13 protein-coding genes are annotated in these 14,830 nt (G+C 69.7%); 1 reads left to right on the forward strand and 12 read right to left on the reverse strand.

Annotated elements, in window-relative coordinates:
* The first annotated feature begins 64 nt into the window (after nucleotides 1–64).
* Nucleotides 65–3,964 carry a DNA-directed RNA polymerase subunit beta' gene (locus tag ACIRB4_RS01995; protein WP_403287874.1) on the forward strand — a complete coding sequence of 1,300 codons (3,900 nt, stop codon included), beginning with the start codon at nucleotides 65–67 and terminating at the stop codon, nucleotides 3,962–3,964.
* Nucleotides 3,965–4,034: 70 nt separating this feature from the next.
* Here ACIRB4_RS01995 and ACIRB4_RS02000 read toward each other — a convergent pair whose 3' ends face one another.
* From ACIRB4_RS02000 to ACIRB4_RS02055, 12 genes are all read right to left on the reverse strand, one after another.
* Nucleotides 4,035–4,298 (reverse strand): hypothetical protein, encoded by a 264-nt coding sequence (locus tag ACIRB4_RS02000; protein ID WP_158989357.1) that lies wholly within the window; start codon nucleotides 4,296–4,298, stop codon nucleotides 4,035–4,037.
* Nucleotides 4,285–4,518 carry a hypothetical protein gene (locus ACIRB4_RS02005; RefSeq protein ID WP_403287875.1) on the reverse strand — a complete coding sequence of 78 codons (234 nt, stop codon included), beginning with the start codon at nucleotides 4,516–4,518 and terminating at the stop codon, nucleotides 4,285–4,287. The genes ACIRB4_RS02000 and ACIRB4_RS02005 overlap by 14 nt, the downstream gene beginning before the upstream one ends.
* Nucleotides 4,519–4,566: 48 nt before the next feature.
* Nucleotides 4,567–5,478 (reverse strand): peptidoglycan-binding protein, encoded by a 912-nt coding sequence (locus ACIRB4_RS02010; RefSeq protein WP_403287876.1) that lies wholly within the window; start codon nucleotides 5,476–5,478, stop codon nucleotides 4,567–4,569.
* Between the two features lie 78 nt (nucleotides 5,479–5,556).
* Nucleotides 5,557–5,964: an ATP-binding protein gene (locus ACIRB4_RS02015; protein ID WP_403287877.1), complete on the reverse strand. Its 408-nt coding sequence runs from the start codon at nucleotides 5,962–5,964 to the stop codon at nucleotides 5,557–5,559.
* Nucleotides 5,965–5,989: 25 nt separating this feature from the next.
* Nucleotides 5,990–6,562, reverse strand: coding sequence for a hypothetical protein (locus ACIRB4_RS02020; protein WP_403287878.1), 573 nt, complete (start codon nucleotides 6,560–6,562; stop codon nucleotides 5,990–5,992).
* On the reverse strand, nucleotides 6,562–7,698 hold the full coding sequence (locus ACIRB4_RS02025; protein WP_403287879.1) for a hypothetical protein: 1,137 nt from the start codon (nucleotides 7,696–7,698) through the stop codon (nucleotides 6,562–6,564). The genes ACIRB4_RS02020 and ACIRB4_RS02025 overlap by 1 nt, the downstream gene beginning before the upstream one ends.
* A gap of 12 nt (nucleotides 7,699–7,710) precedes the next feature.
* The gene (locus tag ACIRB4_RS02030; protein ID WP_403287880.1) at nucleotides 7,711–8,853 is read right to left on the reverse strand and encodes a hypothetical protein; all 1,143 of its coding nucleotides are present in this window, start codon (nucleotides 8,851–8,853) and stop codon (nucleotides 7,711–7,713) included.
* 40 nt (nucleotides 8,854–8,893) lie between these two features.
* Nucleotides 8,894–10,111 (reverse strand): hypothetical protein, encoded by a 1,218-nt coding sequence (locus tag ACIRB4_RS02035; RefSeq protein ID WP_403287881.1) that lies wholly within the window; start codon nucleotides 10,109–10,111, stop codon nucleotides 8,894–8,896.
* A 58-nt stretch (nucleotides 10,112–10,169) separates the two neighbouring features.
* Nucleotides 10,170–11,366: a hypothetical protein gene (locus ACIRB4_RS02040; RefSeq protein ID WP_403287882.1), complete on the reverse strand. Its 1,197-nt coding sequence runs from the start codon at nucleotides 11,364–11,366 to the stop codon at nucleotides 10,170–10,172.
* A gap of 37 nt (nucleotides 11,367–11,403) precedes the next feature.
* Nucleotides 11,404–12,324 carry a phage distal tail protein gene (locus ACIRB4_RS02045; protein WP_403287883.1) on the reverse strand — a complete coding sequence of 307 codons (921 nt, stop codon included), beginning with the start codon at nucleotides 12,322–12,324 and terminating at the stop codon, nucleotides 11,404–11,406.
* Between the two features lie 42 nt (nucleotides 12,325–12,366).
* A complete protein-coding gene (locus ACIRB4_RS02050; RefSeq protein ID WP_403287885.1) occupies nucleotides 12,367–13,626 on the reverse strand; it encodes a tape-measure protein in 1,260 nt (419 codons plus the stop codon).
* Nucleotides 13,623–14,825, reverse strand: coding sequence for a phage tail protein (locus tag ACIRB4_RS02055; RefSeq protein ID WP_403287886.1), 1,203 nt, complete (start codon nucleotides 14,823–14,825; stop codon nucleotides 13,623–13,625). Before ACIRB4_RS02055 ends, ACIRB4_RS02050 begins: the two co-directional genes overlap by 4 nt.
* Between the last annotated feature and the right edge of the window lie 5 nt (nucleotides 14,826–14,830).

A 14,830-nucleotide genomic window follows, 5' to 3' on the forward strand; every position in this document is an offset into this window, starting at 1 on the left:
GCCGGCCCCAGGACCCCCGTATCAGACCCCTAAGACTTACAACCCTGAGAGGGATTGACGCATAGTGCTCGACGTCAACTTCTTCGATGAGCTCCGGATCGGTCTGGCCACCGCTGACGACATCCGTCAGTGGAGCCACGGCGAGGTCAAGAAGCCCGAGACCATCAACTACCGCACGCTCAAGCCCGAAAAGGACGGACTCTTCTGCGAGAAGATCTTCGGTCCGACCCGGGACTGGGAGTGCTACTGCGGCAAGTACAAGCGTGTCCGCTTCAAGGGCATCATCTGTGAGCGGTGTGGCGTCGAGGTCACCCGTGCCAAGGTGCGCCGCGAGCGGATGGGCCACATCGAGCTCGCCGCCCCCGTCACCCACATCTGGTACTTCAAGGGCGTCCCGTCGCGCCTTGGCTACCTGCTCGACCTCGCGCCGAAGGACCTCGAGAAGGTCATCTACTTCGCCGCGTACATGATCACGTTCGTCGACGACGAGCGTCGCACCCGCGACCTCCCGTCGCTGGAGGCGCACGTCTCCGTCGAGCGTCAGCAGATCGAGAACCGTCGCGACTCCGACCTGGAGGCCCGCGCCAAGAAGCTCGAGACCGACCTGGCCGAGCTCGAGGCCGAGGGTGCCAAGGCCGATGTGCGCCGCAAGGTGCGCGAGGGTGCCGAGCGTGAGATGAAGCAGCTGCGCGACCGTGCGCAGCGCGAGATCGACCGTCTCGACGAGGTCTGGAACCGCTTCAAGAACCTCAAGGTCCAGGACCTGGAGGGCGACGAGCTCCTCTACCGCGAGCTGCGTGACCGCTTCGGCACGTACTTCGACGGTTCGATGGGTGCCGCGGCGCTGCAGAAGCGCCTGGAGTCCTTCGACCTGGAGGAGGAGGCCGAGCGCCTCCGCGAGATCATCCGTACCGGCAAGGGCCAGAAGAAGACCCGTGCGCTCAAGCGCCTCAAGGTCGTCTCCGCGTTCCTGCAGACCGCGAACAGCCCCAAGGGCATGGTTCTCGACTGCGTGCCGGTGATCCCGCCGGACCTGCGTCCGATGGTGCAGCTGGACGGTGGCCGCTTCGCGACCTCCGACCTGAACGACCTGTACCGCCGTGTGATCAACCGCAACAACCGTCTGAAGCGTCTGCTCGACCTCGGTGCCCCCGAGATCATCGTGAACAACGAGAAGCGGATGCTCCAGGAGGCGGTCGACGCCCTCTTCGACAACGGCCGTCGCGGTCGCCCGGTCACGGGCCCCGGCAACCGTCCGCTGAAGTCCCTCAGCGACATGCTGAAGGGCAAGCAGGGTCGATTCCGTCAGAACCTGCTCGGTAAGCGTGTGGACTACTCCGCGCGTTCCGTCATCGTCGTCGGTCCGCAGCTGAAGCTGCACCAGTGCGGTCTGCCCAAGGCCATGGCCCTGGAGCTCTTCAAGCCGTTCGTGATGAAGCGCCTGGTCGACCTGAACCACGCGCAGAACATCAAGAGCGCCAAGCGGATGGTCGAGCGCGGCCGCACGGTCGTGTACGACGTCCTCGAAGAGGTCATCGCCGAGCACCCGGTTCTCCTGAACCGTGCGCCCACGCTGCACCGCCTCGGCATCCAGGCCTTCGAGCCCCAGCTGGTCGAGGGCAAGGCCATCCAGATCCACCCGCTCGTCTGCACCGCGTTCAACGCGGACTTCGACGGTGACCAGATGGCCGTGCACCTGCCGCTCTCCGCGGAGGCGCAGGCCGAGGCCCGCATCCTGATGCTGTCCTCGAACAACATCCTCAAGCCGGCCGACGGCCGTCCGGTCACGATGCCGACCCAGGACATGGTCCTCGGTCTGTTCTTCCTGACCACCGACGGTGAGCTCCGTGACACCAAGGGCGAGGGCCGCGCGTTCGGTTCCACGGCCGAGGCGATCATGGCGTTCGACGCCGGCGAGCTCGCGCTGCAGTCGCAGATCGACATCCGCTTCCCGATCGGCACCGTTCCCCCGCGCGGCTGGGTTCCCCCGGTCGCCGAGGAGGGCGAGCCGCAGTGGCAGCAGGGTGACTCGTTCCGTCTGCGGACCTCGCTGGGCCGCGCGCTCTTCAACGAGCTGCTGCCCGAGGACTACCCCTTCGTCGACTACTCCGTCGGCAAGAAGCAGCTCTCCGAGATCGTCAACGACCTCGCCGAGCGCTACCCCAAGGTCATCGTGGCGGCGACGCTCGACAACCTGAAGGCGGCGGGCTTCTACTGGGCGACCCGTTCCGGTGTCACCGTGGCCATCTCCGACGTCGTCGTTCCCGAGGCGAAGAAGGAGATCGTCAAGGGCTACGAGGCGCAGGACGAGAAGGTCCAGAAGCAGTACGAGCGCGGTCTCATCACCAAGGAAGAGCGCACTCAGGAGCTCATCGCGATCTGGACCAAGGCGACCAACGAGGTTGCCGAGGCCATGAACGAGAACTTCCCCAAGACGAACCCCATCTTCATGATGGTTGACTCGGGTGCCCGAGGAAACATGATGCAGATGCGGCAGATCGCCGGTATGCGTGGTCTGGTGTCGAACGCCAAGAACGAGACGATCCCGCGTCCCATCAAGGCGTCCTTCCGTGAGGGTCTCTCCGTCCTCGAGTACTTCATCTCGACGCACGGTGCCCGTAAGGGTCTGGCCGACACCGCCCTGCGTACCGCCGACTCGGGTTACCTGACCCGTCGTCTGGTGGACGTCTCGCAGGACGTGATCATCCGCGAGGAGGACTGCGGCACCGAGCGCGGTCTGAAGCTGCGGATCGCCGAGAAGGGCGCCGACGGCGTCCTGCGGAAGACGGACGACGTCGAGACCTCCGTGTACGCGCGGATGCTCGCGGAGGACGTCGTCGTGGACGGCAAGGTCATCGCGCCGGCCAACGTCGACCTGGGTGACGTGCTCATCGACGCCCTGGTCAACGCGGGCGTCGAGGAGGTCAAGACCCGCTCGGTCCTGACCTGTGAGTCCGCGGTCGGCACCTGTGCCTTCTGCTACGGCCGTTCGCTGGCCACCGGCAAGCTGGTCGACATCGGTGAGGCCGTCGGCATCATCGCCGCCCAGTCCATCGGTGAGCCCGGTACCCAGCTGACGATGCGTACCTTCCACACCGGTGGTGTGGCCGGTGACGACATCACCCAGGGTCTGCCCCGTGTCGTCGAGCTCTTCGAGGCGCGGCAGCCCAAGGGTGTCGCCCCGATCTCGGAGGCGGCCGGCCGCGTCCGTATCGAGGAGACCGAGAAGACCAAGAAGATCGTCGTCACCCCCGACGACGGCAGCGACGAGACGGCGTACCCGATCTCGAAGCGTGCCCGTCTGCTGGTGGGCGAGGGCGACCACGTCGAGGTGGGCCAGAAGCTCACCGTGGGTGCCACCAACCCGCACGACGTGCTGCGGATCCTCGGTCAGCGCGCGGTCCAGGTCCACCTGGTCGGCGAGGTCCAGAAGGTCTACAACTCGCAGGGCGTGTCGATCCACGACAAGCACATCGAGATCATCATCCGGCAGATGCTGCGCCGCGTGACGATCATCGAGTCCGGCGACGCGGAGCTGCTGCCGGGCGAGCTCGTCGAGCGGTCGAAGTTCGAGACCGAGAACCGTCGTGTGGTCACCGAGGGCGGTCACCCCGCCTCCGGCCGTCCGCAGCTGATGGGTATCACCAAGGCCTCGCTCGCCACCGAGTCGTGGCTGTCGGCGGCGTCCTTCCAGGAGACGACCCGGGTTCTGACCGACGCGGCGATCAACGCCAAGTCGGACTCCCTGATCGGCCTCAAGGAGAACGTCATCATCGGTAAGCTCATCCCGGCCGGTACGGGTCTGTCCCGCTACCGCAACATCCGGGTCGAGCCGACCGAGGAGGCCAAGGCCGCGATGTACTCGGCCGTCGGCTACGACGACATCGACTACTCGCCGTTCGGCACCGGCTCCGGCCAGGCCGTTCCGCTGGAGGACTACGACTACGGTCCGTACAACCAGTAAGTAGCTCGAAACCGAAGGGCGGTCACCCCGTGGGGTGGCCGCCCTTCGGCGTGTGCGCAACGGAAAGGGGCTACCGGCCCGCCAGTTCCCAGACCGCGAGCATCAGACCCGCGCTCGCCGTCAGCGCGGCGATGCTGGCCAGGGGCCAGCGGGCGCGCTCCAGGGCGTCGAGGCGGGTCTCCATGTCGGCGAGCTGCTTGTCGGTCTGGTCACTGCGCTGCACGAGCAGCGCGAGCGAGCCGTCGACACGGGCGAAGCCGGCCTCCAGGGTGCCGCGCAGCCGTTCCAGTTCGAGGGCGACGGTGACCGGGTCGTGCTGATCAGACTCGGTCATCTGCACCGCCCGGGGAGCTGCGCAGCCACGTCGGCAGCAGGTTCTGGACACCCGGGACGGCCATGACGCGGGTGAGACCACCGGCCACGGCCAGGGCGGCGGCGACCCAGGGGAGGGTCGCGGGGATGCCGGCGGCATCGACGATCGCGGGGAGCACGACGGCGATGCCGACGGCGGACTGCAGGACGGTACGGGCCGTGCGCCTGGCGGCGTCGGACATGGGGAACTCCTTGACGGTGGTGGTACGGGTCCTGGGGGTACGGGACCTCTACTTGCTGTACGGGACCTTGAGCGCGTTCCAGGAGGCGGCGCCCGGCCAGCCGTCGGCGTCGGCGCCGCGGAAGCCGAGCTTGTGCTGCCACGCGGCGTACGACTGCCGGTCGGCCTCCGACCAGCGCGGGCCCGGGCCGACCCGGTAGCGGCCGCAGCCCTCGGCCGTCAGGCGGCGGCCCATCGCGGTGACGATCGGCGAGCTGGGCTTGTTCTTGAAGAACGAGGTGCCGGGGAACGGCTGGTAGCGCGGGGCGGCCGGCTTCGCCGGGGCGGTCGTGTCCTTCGAGGGGGCGGCGCCGAGCCGCTTCTGGATCCGCTCGCGCATACCGGGCATGCCGAAGCCGCGCGGATCGCTCTTCCAGTCGGACCACTCCAGGTGCCCGATCACGGACTTCGCGCCCCAGCCGTGCGCCCGGCACAGCGCCGCGGAGGCCCGCTCGATGGCGTCGAGCTGGGCGGCCGGCCAGGGGTCGGAGCCGTTGCCGAGGTTGACGCACTCGAAGCCGTAGAAGCGGGAGTTGCCGTCGACGGCGCCCGCGCTTCCCTGGTGCTCGCGAGGGGCGGGCGGCCGGTCGCCGTAGGTCTCGCTGACCACGGCCCGAAGGACGGACGGGTCGCCGCCTCCGGCATGGTTGGCGCGGCCGTTGCCGACCAGGTGGACCGTGCCGTCCTTGGCGATCACGCCGTGGCAGAGAGGGCCCGGCAGGCCGGCGTAGCCGTGGTAGCAGAGCTCGACGGACGAGGCGGTGCCGCTGGAGACGGTGTGGTGGATCATCACACCGCTCACCGGGCCCCAGGCGCCGGCCTGGTTGCGGTTGTGGGTGCGCCAGCCGTCGTGCTCGACGACCTTGACGCCTTCGGCGCGGAGCGCGGCGACGAGCCGGTCCGCGGACAGGGGAGTGGCCATCTGGTGTCCTCCGGGCAAGCGAAAAGCCCCGGCCGGATCGGCACGGGGCGGGCGTACGGGGTGGGGCGGGTGCGCCGATTACTCGGTGGGCTCGGGCGCCGGTTCCGGTTCCGGGGCGGGGGTGGGGGCCGGGGTCCAGGTGGCGCAGAGCGCGGCGTAGGCGTCGCGGCGGGTCTCGAAGTCGGCGAGCGCGGCCTCAACGGCCCGTTGGACGGCGGTCGGGTCGGGGACGGCCGGCTCGCTGTTCTGTGCGTGGACGACGACCACGCCGGAGCCGCGCAGGACGGAGTCGCCCTCGCCCCTCTCGTCGAGGTCGGCGGTGACGTACACCGACGGGTACTGGCCCGTGACCGGGTCGCGCTCCAGGGTGTAGCCGAGGGTGTTGTCGTAGACGCGGACGGCCAGGGTGTGGCCGCCCTCGGTGACGGTGGCGCGGCCCGCGTAGTCGATGGCCACGCCCCAGGGCAGGGTGGGGTCGGTGTTCATGGTGTGCTCCTCGGGTCTGGGGCGGTCAGGTCTGGGCGCCGTGGATGAGCACCGGCTGGGCGTAGACCGTGCCGCCGCTCGCCATCGCCTGGATCTCGATGGTCATCGTCTGGCCGAACCGCGTCTTCATGTCCCCGGGGATCAGCCCGAGGTGGTCGAAGGTGGTGCCGGCGGTGACCGGGGCCCCGAACGGGGAGCCGTCGACGAGGACCCGCACCTGGCCGGTGGCGCCCGTGGAGACCGCCGTGTTGATCGCGAGGCGCATCTTGGGCTGCCAGATGGGGTTGGAGCAGCGGGCGATGGTGACGAAGGTGCCGCTTGTGGTGGAGGGCCACTTGGCCACGTCGGTCGGCAGCGGCGGCATCAGCTGCAGCCAGGGCCGGGCGAGGCCGCCGGTCATGATGTCGTCCGCGAAGATCTCGTGGGCGTAGCCGTCGAAGATCCGGAACAGCGGCCGGTTGACGGTGACGCTGCCGGTCTGCTGGGGCGGACGGACCTCGTTGACCGCGGGCCGGGTGTTCACGGCCGTGGACAGGGCCTTCAGCCGGCGTTCCATCTGGTTCAGCCGGTCGATGATGTCCTCGGGCAGCTTGGGCATCAGGCCTCCTCAAGGTAGAGCTCGGCGGTGTCGGGCCGGCCGCGCTCCGGGGGAGTGACCTTGACACCGATGATGCGGTAGCGGGCGTCGAGGCCCTGGGAGTACCACTCGTCCGTGATCCGGATCCGGGCCACCCGGCCGAGGAGCGCCGGCGGGACGACCCCGTCGAGGTGGATGCTGATCGCGGGGATCACGACCGTGCCGCGGGACTCGTCGAGCGACCGCTTGGCCAGCGAGTCGAGGGTGAGCGTGTCGGTGACCTCGTTGTGGTCCGAGGAGAGGTCGATCAGCGGCCAGCCGTCGGCGAGCAGGTCGCTCGCGATCTGCTGGGTGGAGACGATCGGCCGGGACTCGGCGGCGGCGTTGGCGTTGGTGGTGGCGCCGCGGGCCAGGGCGGTGGTGCCGCCGCGGGTCGCGTCGTACGGGAAGGAGTACGACAGGATCGTGCCGGGCCGGTCGAAGAGCAGGTCGGTCGCGCCGTTGACGATCTTGGGCCAGCCGAGCCGGAGCTGCCGGATCCGCTTGCCGCTGACCGGGTCGCGGTAGACCAGGATCTGGTGCTCGAAGCCGTTCTCCAGGGCGGCGAGCTGGTCGAGCGCCTCCTGGTAGACGGTCTCGTCACCCTTGCGCCAGGAGGCCGTCCGCTGGACGTCGGAGGTCTCCTGGCCGTAGCTGATGCCGAGGCGGCGCGGCTGCTCGCCCTCCTTCGGCGGGCTGCTCGGGTCGGCCTGGAGGTCGAGCTCCTTCCACAGCGCCCGGGCGATCTCCAGCTGGTCGGTCGGGGTGGTGAAGGAGATGTCGGTACGGATGCGGCGGCGGGTCGCGTACGAGTCGAAGGTCGCGGCCTGGATGCCGAGGGTCAGCACCCCGCGCCCGCTCGACTGCAGGGTGGTGGTCCAGATGATGCCGCCCCACCACAGGTCGCCGCCGCGCTCCAGGTAGACCGCGGTGCGGCCTTCCCGGACCTTCTTCACGCGGTCGGCGATCTCCTTGTTCGGGATGGGGATGGTGCCGGACAGTGAGCCGGCCTTGCCGATGTAGTCGTCGAAGGAGACGTCCCGCAGGGGGAGGATGTCGATGGTCTGATCGCTGATCAGGTCGCAGAAGATCGCCCGGTAGGGCGTTTCGAGTGCCATGTCGGGCCTCCCTTAGAGGACGTAGGTGGCGGAGACGCGGAGGGCGCGGCCGTTGGTCAGGACGCCGGTCGGGGACCAGGTCCGCAGGTTGACGACACCGCCCGGGGTGATGTCGGCGGCGCCGTCGGCGTAGCCGTCGGAGGCCACGGACTCCATCCCGATCGCGGGCCGCCAGCCGACGGGCAGGGTGCACAGCGGCTGGTCGGCGATCTGGCCGGAGCTGCTCGCGGTGATCTCGGCTCCGGTGCGGTTGACGGTGACGGTCATGGTGGCGATGCCGCGGGTCCGGCGGGCCGAGAAGCTCACCAGCGCCCAGCCGGTCTGCGCGGTGACGCCGGTCGTGGTGGTCTCCACCTCGACCGGCGGCTGGTAGTTGACCCAGGTGCTGCCGTTCCACCGCTGGAGGACGCCGTTGTTCTCCCGGAACTGGCCGGTGTAACCGCCCGTCGACAGGGTCCCGGCGGGGGCGATGCCGCCGATCTCCTTCGGGTACGGCACCCACTGGGTGCCGTCCCAGCGCTGGAGGTAGTGGGAGTTGTCGTTGTCCTGGTACTGGCCGGCGTAGGCCCCGGCGACGCCCGCGTTGTTGTAGACGGGCAGGATGCCGCCGGCCGCGACGGTCGTCGTCCGCAGGTCGGTGACGGTGCCGGTGGTGCCCCAGCCGACGCCGCCGGTGCCGGCGGAGGCCCCGGCCTTCACCCGGACGGAGAAGAGCGTGAGCGAGCGCGGGGGCGCCGCCGGGGCCACCGGGGCGGCCGCCGGCTGGCCCTGGACGATCTCGACGACCGCCTCGTACCGCCCGGGGAAGTCGGTGTCGTTGTCGTACACGCGCAGGACGACGAGGTCGATGCGCGGGTTGAGCGGGTCGCCGTCGGCGAAGGTGATCGTGACGTCCCCGTCGAGGGCGACGGGGTAGGCGCCTTCCGCGGTGGTGGGGCCCTGGACGACGGCCCTGCCGGCGTAGACGATGGCCGTCATCGGGCCGTTGCCGCTCAGCCACAGGCCGCCGACCCGGTACTTGCCGTCGTGCGTACCGGGCAGGATGCCGGACCGGACGCCGAGCTGGCCGGCGGGGGTGGTGGCGCCGATGTTGGTGATGCGGGTGTTCTGGCGGGTCTGACCGGTGGGCAGCAGCCAGCCGGAGCGTACGGGCATGGGTACTCCTCGAAGGGTGGGGCGGCCTGGGCTGGGCGGCTCAGTACTGCGGGGTGACCTGGATGTAGGTGTTGTCGAACCACGCCCGCACGTTGGCGTTGGAGCTGCGGTAGTACGCGGTGCACGTGTACGTCAGGCCCGGTGTCATGCTGTGGATGCGCTGGGTGGTCGAGGCGGAGAAGGCGTCCGTCGGGTCGGCCGACTTCGAGGCCATGGCGGCCAGTTCGTCCTCCACCTCCCGGTGGACGGTGTTGCCCTGGGTGATGCGCACGCACATGTAGGCGGAGCTGGCGATGCCGGTGGTGCCGGAGTTGAGGGCCAGCTCCATCCGCGAACCGAAGGTGAGGATCGCCTGCCGGGTGTGCGGGGCGACGAAGCTCACCGACAGCGGGTTCGTGACGCGCTCGGTCAGCGTGTTCACGTACGTCGTCGAGGTGGTGTAGCCCGCGTCCAGCGAGTCGTTGAAGTACGGACCGGGGAACGCCGAGGCCCACGCCGAACCGGTCCAGCGCTGCAGCGTGCCGTCGATGGCGGCCCGGTACTGGCCGTTGTAGCTGCCGGGGGTCGCGATGTTGACCGACGGCGGGACGATACCGCCGATGGCCTGCGGGTACGACACCCACTTGCCGCCGTCCCAGCGCTGGAGCTGGCCGTCCGGGGTGTCCTGGTACTGGCCGGGGTACGCGCCCGGGGCGACCGGCCCCTCGACCGGCAGGATGCCGCCGACGGAGACCACGGAGGTCCGCAGGTCCCTGAGCGAGGTGGCCCACGGGATGCCGCCGTTGCCGGCGCTGGCCCCGGCCGGCACGGTCACCTCGTAGAGGGGGAGGCTGCGCGGCGGGACGAGCGGGGCCTTCGGGGCCGCGTCCGCCACGCCCTCGATGACCTCGACGACGGCCTCGTTGCGGGTGCCCTCGTACAGCGGGTCGTAGATCCGCAGGACGACCAGGTCGATCCGGCCGTACTGGGCGTTGCCCGCGGTGAAGGTGACCTGCTGGGAGAGGGGCAGCGTCACCGGGTAGGCGCCCTGCGAGACGTCGCCCTGGATCACGGCCCGGCCCTCGGAGACGGTCGCCGCCATGGCGGAGGAGCCCGTCATCCAGAAGCCGGACAGCCGGTACTTGCCGTCGTAGGAACCCGGCAGGATGCCGGAGCGGACCTGGACGGGGTTGAGCGCGTTGGTGGCGCCGATCTGGGTGAGACGCGTGTCCTCGCGGGTCTGGCCGGTCTCTTTGACCCAGCTGCTGCGCAGGTTCATGGGCTTCTCCAATCGGGGAGGAGGAACGGGGTGGTCGGGACGGAGATCCGGACCGGGGTCAGGACTTGAGCCACTCGGCGGTGAGGACGCAGGCGTAGCCGGAGCCGCCGAGGGTCTTGACCGCCGCGGTGTGGCTGTGGAAGCCGGCGAGCTGCACCGTGGTGCCGGCGGTGAGGTGGATCAGGCCCTGGCCGCCGACGGAGATGGCGCCGTTGCCGGCGGGGGTGAGCCAGGTCATCCGGGACTGCCCGACGCCGCCGACCAGGACGCGGGCGCCCCGCATGCCGGTCTGGCCGTCGTTGGCCCAGGTGACGTGCGCGGAGATCCGCCACCAGCCGGTGCGCGGCACGGTGTAGGTGTTGGTGCCGTTCCAGCCCTTGGCGTCGTCGCCCTCGACCGTCGGCAGGCTGAGCGTCGTCCAGGTGTTGGGCTGGACGGTCTGCTGCTGGGAGGTGGTCCACTGCGTGACGGCGAGCAGGATCTTCGACGCGCCCTCGGCGTACTGCCAGTTCGAGCCGTCCCAGCGCTGCAGGATCCCGGCGTTGTCCCGGTACTGGCCGGCGTAGCCGCCGGTCGACAGGGTGCTGGGGGCGATGCCGCCGATCGCCTTCGGGTACGAGACCCAGGTCGAGCCGTCCCAGCGCTGGAGCATGCCGCCGGCGTCGCGGTACTGGCCGACGTACGCGCCCTTGAACCCGCTGGTGGGCAGGATGCCGCCGAGCGCCACCACCGGCCAGTGCTGGGTGGTCACCGCACCGCCGGTCCAGGCGATGCCGCCGGTGCCGGCCGAGGTGTTCTTCGGGACCCGGACCGTGTAGAGCGCCTGCGTGCTGCCCGGGCCGGCGGCCGGGGCGACCGGGTTGGCCGCCGGGGCGCCCTTGACCAGGCGGATGACGGCGTCGGTGGTGCCCGTCTTGTCGTAGTCGTTGTCGAGGACGGCCAGTTCGATGAGGTCGATCCGGTCGTACTGCGGGTCACCGTCCTCGATGGTGATCTTCTCCGGCGAGACGGCGCTCACCAGGTAGGCACCCTGACGGGTCTCCTTGCCCTGGATGATCGCCCGGCCGGTGCCGATCGTGCACTCCATGGCGGCGGTCCCGGTCAGGACGAAGCCGCCCGGCACGATGCCCGACCGGGAGCGCAGCGGCGTCTCCTCCGCGCTCTGGCCGCTGGGGGTGAGCAGGGCGGCCAGGGTGAGACGGGTGTCCTCACGGGTCTGGCCGGTGGGCTGGAGCCAGGCTGCCCGTACGGTCATGGTTCACCTCTCAGGAGAGTGGAGGGCGGGAGTTCGGTCACCATTCGGCGCTGCGCCAGCGGACGGTCATCACGGCCTCCGGGCTGTCGTCCGGCCGGAAGGAGAGCTCCGCGCGGCCCGGTTCGAGCACGAACAGCTCCTCCGGGCTGGAGTCCGCCATCGCGGTGTGCCGGCGGGAGGCGGTGTTGTTGAGGGTGACCGTGCCGTTGGCGGTGTCGACGGTCAGCTCCTCGCCCGTGGCCAGGTCGATCGCGTACCGCAGCCGGCGCTTGCTGATCCGCTCGGTGACGGTCGGCATGGAGCACGGGCCGCGGAAGGTGATCACCGGGTGGGTGGGGGCGGAGCCGGTGTTCTCGACGACCGCGTCACCGGTGGACTGCGCCTGACCCCAGTCGAGGGCCCAGGTCAGCGGCCAGGTCAGGCCGATCTCCGGCAGCGGGGCGCTGGTGGTGACGGCCTGCTCCTCGACCGAGTAACGGCGCGGGTCGGCGGCCAGCCACTGGACGGACATCTTGGAGCTGCCCTGGGTGGCGAAGCCCTGGTCGGCCGGGACCACCCGCTGGGCGATACGGGCGCGGACCGTGAGCATCTCGCCGTGCAGCCGGACGGTGAGCCAGCGCTCGGCGTCGAGCAGGGCGAGCGCCTGGCGCAGCGCGCGGATGGCCTCGGTGGCCGCGCCGTACTCCGGGATCAGGACGATCGTGCCGCCGATCTTGCGCGGCTTGGCGTAGCGGGCACCGGGCCAGGCGCCGTGCGAGGTGGGCCGGTCGGCGTCGGAGGAGTCGTACTCGGGCAGGTCCTCCCAGCCGGACAGACCCGACCGGTCGATGGCGAACGGTGTGCCGGGGCCGATGAGAAGCCCGGCCCACTGCATCTGCCCGTCCTGGGTGATGAGTGAGCCGGGCGCGAGGTCGGCGGTCAGATCGCTTCCGGCGTATGCGGTTGTGGTCTCGGCCATGGGGCCGTCACCTCACTTCTGAGGGGGTGTCAGGGTCGGCGGTCAGCAATAGGAGTGCGCGGACGCCAGGAAGAGCAGGTCCTCGGCGGTCGCCCGCGGGCCGGCGCCCGGCTCCTCGCGGAACTCCCTGATGCGGTGCGGCGGTCGGGGAGCCTCGTCGAGGGCCGGGACACGGCGGTTCTCGAGCACGGTGAGCGGGTCGATGCGCCAGCTCTCGGTGTGGCCGGGGAAGACGACACCGCCCTCGGCGAGCATCGGGATCTTGTCGATGTCGACGCCGAACTTGTTGCCGGTGAACGGGTTGGTGACGCTCAGCTCGTTGAGGCCGTCGATGATCCAGTTGGCGAAGGCGATGAGACCGTTGATCGGTCCCTTGACGACGCCGAGGACGGCGTTCAGACCGCCCTTGACCAGTTCGCCGATCCCGTTCAGGGCCTTGCTCACCGCGTCCTTGGCGGTGCGGAAGAACCCGGGGATCTTGTCGGTGATGAAGGAGAGGACCGGCTTCACGACGTTCTTGATCGCGCCCATGGTCCGCTGGGCGATCCCGCGCAGCGCGGTGACGGCCGAGCTGATCGCCGAACGGATCCTGGAGATGCCGTTGATCGCGGAACCGACGAGCTTCAGCGCGGTCTTGAAGAGCGTCAGATACGCCTTGGCATACGTCCCGACGGCCTTCCCGACCGCCTTCATGAGCGGCGACAGGAACTTCCAGACGGCCTGGAAGCCCTTGAGGACCGCCTGGAAGACCTGCTTCATGATCTTCTGCCCGGTCTCGCTGGTCATCGCGTACTCGATGAACCAGGCGGCGACGGGCAGGAGGATGCCGACGATGAAGCCGATCGGGTTGGCGCGCATCGCCAGATTGACGCCGGTCATGGCGATGGAGGCGACGGTCATGGCGGTGCCGTAGCTCTCCATCAGCTTGCTGATGACGTCGGTGACCGGGAGCAGGGGGGCGAGGAGGGCGACGAGGCCGCCGACCCCGGTGCCGATCCTCCCGACGGCGGTGCGGGCCTTGCCGGCGGCGGTGCCGGCCTTCTTGACGCCGGTGGGCGCCTTGGACTGCTGGATCTTACGGACGACGCCGGCGGCGCCGGACGCGTTCGTACCGAGGGTGCGTACGGAGGTGCCGGCGCCGCGCGCCTGGGGGCCCAGGGAGCCGAGGGAACCGGCCGCCCGCTGCACGTCCTGCTTGAACCGCTTGAGCGAATCGCCGGCCTGGCCGGCGCCCTGCCGCAGGGAGGACATCACCGGAGTGACCGCCCGGAAGCGCGGCATGGCGATCACCGCGGCACTCATCCGCGTGCCTTCGCCAGGTACATCAGGGCGTCCGCCGTGGACTGCGGGTCACTGCCCCGGGCCGCGTGGTAGTGCTCGATGTGCAGCCCGGCCCCGGCGCGCCCGCCCGCCTTGGCCTGCGCCGCCATGCGGGCACGGCGGGCGGTGAGGGCGAGCAGCCGGTCCAGCTTGGAGAGCGGCAGGACGGCCTCGGCCTCGCCGGCCTCGGCGAGGATCGCCGGGACACCGCCGGTGCGCGGCATGACGACACCACCGGTGGCGAGCATGGGGATGGTCGGGATGTTGACGCCGAAGGTCTTGCCACCGACGATCGGCACCCACGGCGGCACGCTGACCTTGACCCCGTTGACGGCGCTGATCATCTTGTTGATCAGGCCGATGACGGCGTTGATGGGGCCCTTCACACCGGTCTTGATGCCCTCGAACGCCCGGGACGCGATGTCCTTCAGGCCGTTCCAGATCGAGGACATCTTGTCCTTGACGGCGCTGAACGCCTTCGGGATGGCGGTCTTGATCCAGTTCACCACCGGGGTGATGACGGCCTTGATGCCGTTCCAGACGGTGCTGATGACCGTCTTGATCGCCTTCATGACCGTGGTGATGACCGTCTTCCAGATCTTCACGTAGGTCTTGATGACGGTGGCGACGGCCTTGACGACGGTGGAGATGGCCTTCTTGATGCCGTTCCAGACCGTCTTGATCAGCTGGCCGGCCTTCTTCATGATCGGGCCGACGGCCTTCATGACCGAGCTGATGACGGTCTTGATGGCGTCGAAGGCCTTCTTCAGGACCTTCTGCATCGTCTTCGACTGCAGCGCCATCTCGACGATCTTCTCGATGAGCGGCATGAAGAGTTCGAGCAGCCGGGCGAGAAGATTGCCCTTCATGGACCGGTTGAGCTTGTCCTGGCCCTTGGCGGCCTTGCCGGCGCCCGACTCGTACTTGCCGAGCTTCTTGCCGGCGGACTCGGCGGTCTGCCCGGCCTTCCGCATGGCCTTCTCGGCCTGGTCGGAGGCGGTCTTGAGGTTCTTGAGCTGGGTGTTGGTGCCCTGGGCGCTGGACTTGAGGTTCTTGAGCTGCCCGTCGGCCGCGCGACCGGCGTCGCCGACCTTCTTGACCGAGGTGCCGGCGCCGGATGCCTGCGTCTTGAGGGTGCGCAGACCGGTGGACGCATTCTTGAGGTTTCTGACGAGGGACATGGGTT

The organism is Streptomyces sp. NPDC093600 (genome assembly GCF_044764755.1).
Taxonomy (GTDB): domain Bacteria; phylum Actinomycetota; class Actinomycetes; order Streptomycetales; family Streptomycetaceae; genus Streptomyces.